The organism is Crocosphaera sp. Alani8, assembly GCF_038442745.1.
GTDB lineage: Bacteria > Cyanobacteriota > Cyanobacteriia > Cyanobacteriales > Microcystaceae > Crocosphaera.
Map to the genome: position 1 here is coordinate 1 of NZ_JARVCN010000126.1, position 9451 is coordinate 9451.

The 9451-nt window shown below is 37.2% G+C and carries 6 protein-coding genes; 2 read left to right on the forward strand and 4 right to left on the reverse strand.

The genetic code is table 11. The features are described from left to right. Window positions 1-41: 41 nt before the first annotated feature. Window positions 42-398 carry a hypothetical protein gene (locus tag P9B04_RS08900; RefSeq protein WP_342054629.1) on the reverse strand — a complete coding sequence of 119 codons (357 nt, stop codon included), beginning with the start codon at window positions 396-398 and terminating at the stop codon, window positions 42-44. A 371-nt stretch (window positions 399-769) separates the two neighbouring features. Between P9B04_RS08900 and P9B04_RS08905 the strand changes: the two genes are divergently transcribed. Then, a complete protein-coding gene (locus P9B04_RS08905) occupies window positions 770-1738 on the forward strand; it encodes an ACP S-malonyltransferase (RefSeq protein WP_342054630.1) in 969 nt (322 codons plus the stop codon). 74 nt (window positions 1739-1812) lie between these two features. Further along, window positions 1813-2244: a hypothetical protein gene (locus tag P9B04_RS08910; RefSeq protein WP_342054631.1), complete on the forward strand. Its 432-nt coding sequence runs from the start codon at window positions 1813-1815 to the stop codon at window positions 2242-2244. Window positions 2245-2276: 32 nt separating this feature from the next. Here P9B04_RS08910 and P9B04_RS08915 read toward each other — a convergent pair whose 3' ends face one another. From P9B04_RS08915 to P9B04_RS08925, 3 genes are all read right to left on the reverse strand, one after another. Beyond that, window positions 2277-2552: a photosystem I assembly protein gene (locus P9B04_RS08915; protein WP_342054632.1), complete on the reverse strand. Its 276-nt coding sequence runs from the start codon at window positions 2550-2552 to the stop codon at window positions 2277-2279. Between the two features lie 149 nt (window positions 2553-2701). Next, the gene (locus P9B04_RS08920) at window positions 2702-6916 is read right to left on the reverse strand and encodes a DEAD/DEAH box helicase (RefSeq protein WP_342054633.1); all 4215 of its coding nucleotides are present in this window, start codon (window positions 6914-6916) and stop codon (window positions 2702-2704) included. Between the two features lie 87 nt (window positions 6917-7003). Then, window positions 7004-9115 carry a protelomerase family protein gene (locus P9B04_RS08925; protein ID WP_342054634.1) on the reverse strand — a complete coding sequence of 704 codons (2112 nt, stop codon included), beginning with the start codon at window positions 9113-9115 and terminating at the stop codon, window positions 7004-7006. Between the last annotated feature and the right edge of the window lie 336 nt (window positions 9116-9451).

Below are 9451 nucleotides of genomic sequence, written 5' to 3' on the forward strand. Positions count from 1 at the left end.
TATCATTTTAAACAGATTTTTTCCAGGCTTTTTTCTAACATTCAACATTTCTGCACAAATTCATGAAATTTTTGGCTTTTATCAGCTATTCCTTCAACCCATCCCTCAATTGTTCTCACATCTCTTTCTAATACATCAGCTATTTGTTCCACTCCTAATCCATACTTAATTAATTTTCCTGCTTGACTATATTCTTTAACACTTCCCTGCTTTTTAAACAGGGTAGAATAGGCCATCTCAGAAAATCTATGTTGGCCACCATGACAATAAAAAGCTTGTCTTCTTTCTCCCGATGATTTGACTTTATAGGTGCCATCAAAAGTAATTTTGTTGTCTAATGATTGATAGCAGGGACAATTTTTTCTAGGACAGAACTTAGGGACTGGTGTATTAAGCAAATTTAACCTCTATGTCCAACAAATTTTCCTTCAAGCTCTATCATCAGAGTTCGGAGCGATCGCTTGACCACAGAGCCCCTCAGCAACAAACATACCCAACAAAAGAAACTCTCTTCCATTATACTGCAACCCCCTTGATTCCCATCACCTGCACTCCTTTGCAGGGACTACCGATATTTTCTAATTCTTTTCTAGGTGAGTAGGCATTTGATTACACCTGAAAAATACTTAGAAATCAATAAATTTACGGACAAAAATACTTAGGTAATGATTAAATAAAATACGTAAATATACAGTCGTCTTTCTATAGTTTTGTCTTTAAAATTAAGGGTATTCGAGTAGAAAAAACGTCATTGAAAAATTAAAGTAATATGACCTTATTAAAAACTTTACCAAAATCTAAAAGAGCAACTGTCTGGGTATTTCCCGGACAGGGATCTCAAAAGTTAGGGATGGGACTTGATTTACAAAAATTCCCCCTGGGAAAACTAAGATTACAGCAGGCTGAGGATCTTCTAGGTTGGTCTATTTCTGATGTCTGGCAAAGTGAGAACACAAAATTATCAAATACGCAGTACACTCAACCTTGTCTTTATGTTTTTATGACACTTTTAGCTGATTTAATGAAACAATCAGGTTATGGGCCTGATTTGGTTACTGGTTACAGCTTTGGAGAATATGTGGCTCTGTATACAGCAGGAGCTTATGATTTTGAAACTGGCTTGAAGTTAATCAAAAAGCGAGCAGAAATTATGTCTCGGTTACCCCAAGGTTCAATGGCAACTTTAATTGGGTTTGAGGTGGATAAACTACGAGAAGAAGTTTTCAAAACCTCGGATGTTTGGTTGGCCAATGATGATACCAAATATGCTGTTATTTCTGGAACTTCTCAAGGAATTGCGTCGATTTTATCTAATGTCCCAGTTGAGCGTGTAATTCCGTTAGAAGTGAGTGCGGCTTTTCACACACCGTTAGTAGAACCAGCGGCCAAAGAATTTCAGGCAGTATTAGAGACGACCTCTTTTGATGCTTTATCTATTCCTGTTTTGTCCAGTACTAATTTTGTTTTTAGTCTCAGCATAAATCAAGTTAAAGAGAGTTTAGTTCAGCAAATTAGTCAATCTGTCAAATGGCAAATGATTTCCAAAACATTAATAAATCAGGGTGTCAGAAAAGCAATTCAGATTGGCTGTGGACAAGGATTATTGAAACCGATGAAAAACCTTGCTCCTGAGTTAGAGATTAGTAATGTGGGATCTACAGCAGATATTGATAGTCTCGTCATTCGTGATCAATTGAAAAAACTGTTTATGCTCAATTCAGAAGCTATTAAGCGATAAGTTTACTGAAGTAAAATTATTCGATGTATCCTATTGATTCCTATTATTTTATTCATTTTTTTGCAAAAACAATCATGACAAACACAATTACTTTTCAATACCCCAAAGAAACACCATGGCAAGAAAAATATCAAATGTTAACAGAGCAAATTGAAAATTTACGCTGTTATTTAGTGTTAGAGGTGGGAACAAGGGTTACTGATGGCAATAAAATTGGAATAATTATTGATAAAAAAATCTCTTTGACCAATAGCCCAGAATTGATGGTTCTTTGGTCAGAAAAATCAACTCGAATAGAGGAACCAAAAAGACTTAAACTAGAACCTTTTATTAATCCTAATATTCAAATTAGAGATACACTTATTCTCAACTCTAAACATCAAAAACAAGCGGGAAAACGCTTTGAAATTAAGGAATTGCAAGGAAATGGTTGGGTTTTAACAACAACGGATCAACAGTTTCATAGTGACTATTTTCATGCCTTCAAAATGGTCAATGACAAATAGCTATGATCAAAGTTTTACATTTTTTACTAGCTTTAAGATAACTGAGGAGTGATATTAAGGTCATTAATTTGTTGTTCTATCCAACGATTAATTCCTGAAAATTTATCATTTTCTGATTTAGCAATGATAGCAAAAGTATTATTGATTTCATCTATTATTTGGTAATATTTAGATTTTGTAATTTCTCCGGTCGCTAGACGAAGTCTAGCAGCTGCGAAGCCTAAAGCTACTCTTTCATCAATTCCTTCGAGGATGGCTTGTAAGCGAACTTTGACGATAAATTGATCAATGATACTTTCTGTAAACATTTTTTATAATAATGATAGATATTCTGTTGTTATTATGCCTAGTTTCTTTTTTAAAAGCTGTGATATTCATAAACGTATACTCTGAGCTTGATCACATTTAGTTCTGTTGTAGGAAGTTGAGAGAAAAAGAGCTTATTGAGAAATAAGAGTTATTTCATCAAATCTAATAATTCAGAAGTGGAGAGTTTAGCAGAAACATCAGTACCAGAAAGAAGAGAATCAGCTAAATCCCGTTTACGATGATGAAGTTGAACAATTTTTTCTTCGATAGTGTCTTTAGCCACCAAGCGATAAACAGTAACAGGACGTTGTTGACCGATGCGGTAGGCGCGATCGGTAGCCTGATCTTCAACAGCAGGATTCCACCAAGGATCTAAATGAATGACATAATCAGCCGCCGTTAAATTTAACCCGGTTCCCCCCGCCTTTAAACTGATAAGAAAGACATCCCCTTCACCAGACTGAAAAGCCTGAACCCGTCGTTGTCGCTCTTTTTTAGGGGTGCTACCATCAAGATACTGAAAAGCAATATTTTGCCGTTCAAGATGAGCTTTAACAATTTGTAGATGGTCAACAAATTGACTAAAAACCAAAGCCTTATGACGGTTATCAAGTAACTCCTCAAGGATATCTTGAAACAACTGTAACTTAGAACCCTTTAAAGAAGCATCATCAAGAATTAAACTAGGATGACAACAACAACGGCGTAACTTCATCAAAGCAGCCAAAACCTGTAAATGTTTTTGTCCGCCACTGTCATCATTCTCGCTTAATTTTTCTAGGGAATCACGACGTAAAGCCTCATAGAGAGCCATTTCTTCATTACTTAACTCAACGGATAAGAGCATTTCAGTACGAGGAGGTAATTCAGATAAAACCTGAGTTTTAGTACGGCGTAAAATAAAAGGTTGAATCAAGCGTTTCAATTGTTGATGAAGAATTTTATATGAATCTGATTCGATAGGAGCAATAAAACGGTCATTAAACTGTTTCCAAGAACCCAACAAACCAGGATTAATAAAGCGGAATAAATTCCATAACTCTCCTAAATGATTTTCCAGAGGAGTGCCTGTGGTAATCAACTTAAACTGACCCTGTAACTTCATGGCAGCCTGAGAGCGTTTAGTGGTCATATTCTTAATAAATTGAGCCTCATCTAAAACAATAGTTTGCCAAGAAACCTCAGCCAACATAGTAGCTACCGATTCCTGTTGTAATAAACCATAACTGCAAATTAAGAGATCAAAAGGCTGTAAATTATTGAGGATTTCCTGACGATTACCACTACCAAATAAAAGAGGATTAAGGGTGGGAGCAAACTTAAAACATTCATCAATCCAATTGAAACAAACAGAAGTCGGGGCAACAATTAAAGTGGGCCCATCACTAGCACGAGTGAGAATAGTAGCCAAAGCCTGAATCGTTTTACCCAAGCCCATATCATCAGCTAAACAAGCCCCTACGCCCCAATGAGAGAGACGAGCTAACCAATGGAACCCTTCGAGTTGATAGTCTCTTAAATCCCCTTGAAAAGTGCTAGGTAATTGGGGGGTAAAGGAGTGCATTTGTTGAATTTTCTGACAATGTTTCTGCCATTGTTGGTCAACCTTTAAATCTTCAACCTCAGAGAAAAAATCTTGCAAAGCTAAAGTAGACAAAGGATGAATCTGACGAGCATTTTTATGGGGTTGAGAAAAAAGACGAAATTCTTCAAGACGTTGACGAAAAGAATCAGTTAAAGCCAAAAACTGACCCTGACCTAAAGGAAGAAAACGACCAGGACTCTGTTCTAATAAGGTCAGCAATTGTTGTAAATCAAAAACCAAAGATTCATCTAACTGTAGCTGACCGGACACCTCAAACCAATCTTGTTGAGAATTAACATGAAGGTGAAGATGAGAAAAACCAGCCGGTTGAGTTACCTTAAGACTCTCCCCTTCAGGCCATTCAATAATAACTCGACCCTCTAAATCCTGTAATTGTAGAAGTAATTCCAAACAAAGTTCAGGGTCATCAAAATCCCATCGGCCACTAGCAGAATCACCAGAAGCAAGAAGGGGACAATCAGCAAGGAGAGCGTCAAATAAATTCTTTTCTTGTTGGAGATCACGAGTGGTCTGATAACGCTGTCCATCAATGTCAGTAATAACAGTTGCACCACCGGTACCAGGATGATAAAAAGAATGACTTTTCTTAAAAGGGCAGACAACCACTCTCGCACTTAACCCCTCATCATTCGGTAATAATTGAAGATGAGGAAGAGGTTGAGCAATGACCTCAATAGCATCAGCAATATCACCTCCAATATCAGAATGAACCGTTAATAAACTAGAGATAGTATTAATGGCAGCTAAAACCTGTTGTTGAGCCGAAATAGGAACTTTTAATTGATTTTTTTTACCAAAGATTTTGGCAAGTTGTTGATAGTCAGGGGTGATAACTAAGACTTTAACTAAATTAAAAGTTTCTTGCCAAATGAGAGGAGAATCAGTCTGATAAAGAGGGGGAGAAAGTTTGAGAGTAATTTCCTTTTTTTGATTCTTTTTAACTAATAATTCAGGAGTGGTTTCAACCAATTCAACTTTGGTTTTAGGAGAATCCTCCCAAAAAATTAAAGGATGTCCAATGAGTTCAAGAAGAGTGTTTTCATGGAAAGAAAACTCTGGTTCATCATAATAACCATATTCATCAACGGTGATTTGAGTACAGGCTTTTAAATCTTGAGGTGTGAGATAATCTAAAGCAGCAAGACCTCTAGCTAATCGTTTGAGGGCAATGGGACGGCCTTGACTCCAAACACCTTTTTTAGAGATAGTTTGTTCTTTGGGTTTTAAAGACCAATGGTTCTTAGATAAACTAAAAAACCAGGCTAAACGTTTGCTAGGTTGAGAGGGATTAACTTGAGAAGTAGGCTGAGAATTGAAATTAATCAGAGCTTTTAAACTAAGTTGCCAAGGTTCTTCAAGTTGAATAAGTTGAAACAAAGGTTTTGAGTCAGAAGGGGGTGTTAAGTGAAGAATAGTGGGTTTCCAAGAGGTATGAGGATCAAGATGTAATAAAAATTGTCCAATTTCAAAGGCTAACCAATAATAACCAGACTGATAAGTTTGAGCAAAAAAGTTATGTAATAGGGGAGGTAAACGACGTTTAGCGGACTTAGGATTTAACCAGTAATAACAACAATAAGTCAAAAAAGACTCAAGACTATAATTAATAGGTAAATCAGGGTCATCTTCATGATTTTGCAGAGAAATATCTCCTAAAAGTAGGGAGATAAGTTGGTGTAAATATTGGTAAGCTAGTCGAGTAGAGGAAGTAAATTTGGCTTGTTTAAGCCGAATTAAAATATAGTCTTGTGCTAAGGAGAGAGAATGGGAGGACTGGTCTTTAATCAAAGCTAAAATGAAGAAAAGTCCGGGAAAGTGTTCAAAGTAAATTTTGCGTTTTTGTGTGAGTTTTTTAAAGGCTTTAAGGGCTTGCTCAAAAGAGAGGATACAGGCTGGATAATCCCCTTGAATAAAAGTAATTAAGCCATCAGATAATGAGAGCAAATAGTAGCGTTTATCAGAGACAGAAATGCGATTTAAGAGTTGTTGAGCTTCTAGAAGTCGGTTTCTAAGAATAAGTTGTTCAACGAGGAGTAATTCTAAAGCATCAGAGGACTCTTTAATCACTCCAGAACAAGTGTTTTCTAATAAGTTAAAAAAACCATCAACTGGGTTAAAACCATGAGAGAGCTGGGTAATAATATGGATTAAACTCTCTTCATATAAAGGTTGAGGTAAACGACAGAACCATTGGGCATCAAAAGAATTAGTAAAAACTAATTCTATCAGTTTAGAGAAGGAAAAGTCACTGCTATATAACTGGTTTTTATAGATGTTAAGTTGTTCTTCAATAAAAGGAAAGTCTTCGAGGTACAAACCAATTCTCATTTCACGAATGAGTTGTTGTTCACTGTCAAAGTAGCGAGGATGATCATCCCAAGAGCGTCGCTTGATGGGGATTCTCCCATCGATAATAGTAACAAATTGTTGAAAGGTATTTTGCCCAATACTATCTCGGGTAGCGATTTCGACAAGAGGTGGATAGCAAAGTAATTTGTTGTCGTCAGATTCCACCAGTAAACGGCGTTTCAATAAATGGTCGAGGAGAATTTTAAAAGTTTTACTGTTGTAGGGCTTTCCTCGTTGATCTTTATGTCCAAGGTCTTGGAAGCATTGGAGACAACTAGAGCGACCAATTGGCTCATAAATAATGGATAATAATTGAACAATTTGTTGATTAATGGGAGTTTCTTTGTGATAGATATCGATAATTTTTTGCTGAATTTTTTGCTGAATTTTTGGAGAATTGTAAGACATAAATAGACTAAAAAACTTAAAGAATGAAATTATTGATTAAGAAAAGGTTTGACAAAAGCTTTAAGGGTATTAGGCTCTTGACCTTGGTTATGGGTTTAAGGAAATAACCTCAGAAATTCTGGGTGCAGATTTACCCTTAGAATTATGATATTGTCCTAATTGATGGGTTTGATGATGTTGTTCAATTTCATTACTGCGGGATTTGAGAACTCTGACAATTAAACTTTGATTACACTTAGTTAATTGTTTAAGAGAGGAAATAGCAATACGCCATTTATCTTGTTGTCGAGTAGCTAGATTATTGTTGTAATCAATAATGGCATCAATGGCATGACCGACTTTATTCTCCCCAGGACTACTTGTCACCTCCTTTGGAGTGATGCTGTTTTGTGGTTGGGTTGTGGATGGAGTCATAGAGTCAGTTTGTTCCCCGCTCAGAGTAATAACAAGATTAGAAACAGCATCAGTTAAATGATTCAAAGATTTTTGTTGGTCATAAAACATCTGTTTAATATTATCAGACGCATCTTGAGTATGAGTATGGGTAGTAGAATCAGCTTGAATCTGGTCAAACCAGTTTCTTAATTGAGTAGGAGAATCAAGGTGAAGAGATTGTGCTAAAGACTTTGCCACAGCAGCCCAATCTTGTTCAGTTACCACTGGGATATGGTCGTTAACTGAGGTAAATTGACTTGAACAAAGGTGAGAATAGGCTGAGTAAAGTTCTTCTCTATCCTTCAAACCAAGAGATTGAATAATAACGGGTTCGACTTTGGAATAGCAATGGTCATTAATTTGATTGGGACTAAGATATAATTCTGATTGAACGTCTTTGTGGTGACGAAGACGAGCGATAGCATCAATCACTTTAGACCCCTCAACCAAAGTAGGAAGTGGGGAAGATTGGGTTAAACCAGTAGGGGAAAATAAGACCATAGCATCAGGGGATAACCTGAAAACCCCTGATTTAAGAAGTTCAGCAGGAGTACGGCCTGTAACCCCCATTAACCCAGTCAACAACATTTCATAATCAGAATTCTCAAGCATACTCACCAAAGCGTTAACACTCACCAGTGTTTCTTTTTGAGAATGTTGATCGTTAATCTCACTCTGAGAATTATTCGGTACAGCTTCATGCTGGTTATCATCAGTGGAGGGTTGATAATAACTTTTAAAAGCGGAAACTACTGTGACATCGGGTAATGGTAACTTAATTCCTAACCGGCCATCCACATTACCTTCTCCATCAGCAATCTTATAATCAAAGTAATGACGAGAGGCTTCTAAACTCCTTCTTAAATCAGGGTTTTTCTCATCAAGTATTTTAAAATGACCTTGAATATAAGCTCTAAACTCTAATTCAGGGACAGTAGGGGGACAATACCAATGAGTGGCGATTGTCGCATAAACAGCCCGAAACAAATGGGTGTAAAGATTATCCTCCCCATCACGGGTGGGGACTAACTCTTTAAAATGGCGATCGCATGAGTTAATGACAGCATGAGCATACTTATTATTAATACCTCTGTTATCTAACCCTTTAGTATCAACCCATTCCCTCAGTTTCGCCAAAGCTGCAATGACCAGTTTTGCACCAGCTAAAGTAGGAATTTCAAACTGTAGGTTAACCGGTTCACTGCGGCGTTTAAGAGCTCCTCTGAAAGTAACCGAATAATGAGACTTATATTCAAAGGATGCAGTCTGGAGAATTTCAGCACAACGACGACCAGTCAAAACAGCTAAAGCAGCAGCTACATCATACCAATTATTACTATCAAGTAGAGAGAGAGCCTTGGAAACAATAGCATCAGGATCATGTAGAAATTTGGTATTGCGATCGCTGACTCGTTGTTCACTCAGGCGGTTAATGGCCTCCCATTCTTGGGAGGTAAACCCCACATCAGCTAAAGCAGGATGATTAGGATTAAGGGTTTTAAGAGCATTACGAATATCAGTGAGGCGGTTCTTTTGTTGTGAAGGACTAACCAACCCCCTTTCCTTCATTATCTCCTTAGCCATAGCATCCCATTGACGAGCTTTATCGTGGTCTTTGGGAGTCTCCTCTAGTTCAGCAATTTCAGGCAAATGCTCTGATAACCAGGTCTTTAGCCATTCAGTCCTCGCTTGGGAGATCGCATAAGTTAAATCAATCTCTGATTCTCGTTGGCAAAAATGAATCAGACTATTAATGTCAGACATGAGTATAAGTTAAACTCTGTTACTATTATACTAGATTAATGAGTACAAGTAAAGGTATGAGTATAAGAAAATTAGGGTTGACTGAGTTCTACTAAGTCGATTTTGATTTGACGATTAAGAGCAAAGGCAATACGGTTCAACATGGGAGCGACGCAAAAATGTCGCATCGACTAAATCTAGTCCAGGCAAGGGCTTGACACGGATGGGCGGGGAGCTTTCCTGACCACTGTTAACACCGAGAATGGCCAAGCCCGGACTTTGACAAAAGGTTTTTTAACCATCCAGGGCAAACGCATCTAAAATATGAGCAAAATTAGGGTATAATAAGGTCAGAAT

Excerpts from the sequence above, each read along its gene's own strand:
- P9B04_RS08920 (WP_342054633.1), bottom strand. The coding sequence starts at position 6,916 with ATGTCTTACAATTCTCCAAAAATTCAGCAAAAAATTCAGCAAAAAATT.
- P9B04_RS08925 (WP_342054634.1), bottom strand. The coding sequence starts at position 9,115 with ATGTCTGACATTAATAGTCTGATTCATTTTTGCCAACGAGAATCAGAG.
- P9B04_RS08905 (WP_342054630.1), top strand. The coding sequence starts at position 770 with ATGACCTTATTAAAAACTTTACCAAAATCTAAAAGAGCAACTGTCTGG.
- P9B04_RS08910 (WP_342054631.1), top strand. The coding sequence starts at position 1,813 with ATGACAAACACAATTACTTTTCAATACCCCAAAGAAACACCATGGCAA.
- P9B04_RS08915 (WP_342054632.1), bottom strand. The coding sequence starts at position 2,552 with ATGTTTACAGAAAGTATCATTGATCAATTTATCGTCAAAGTTCGCTTA.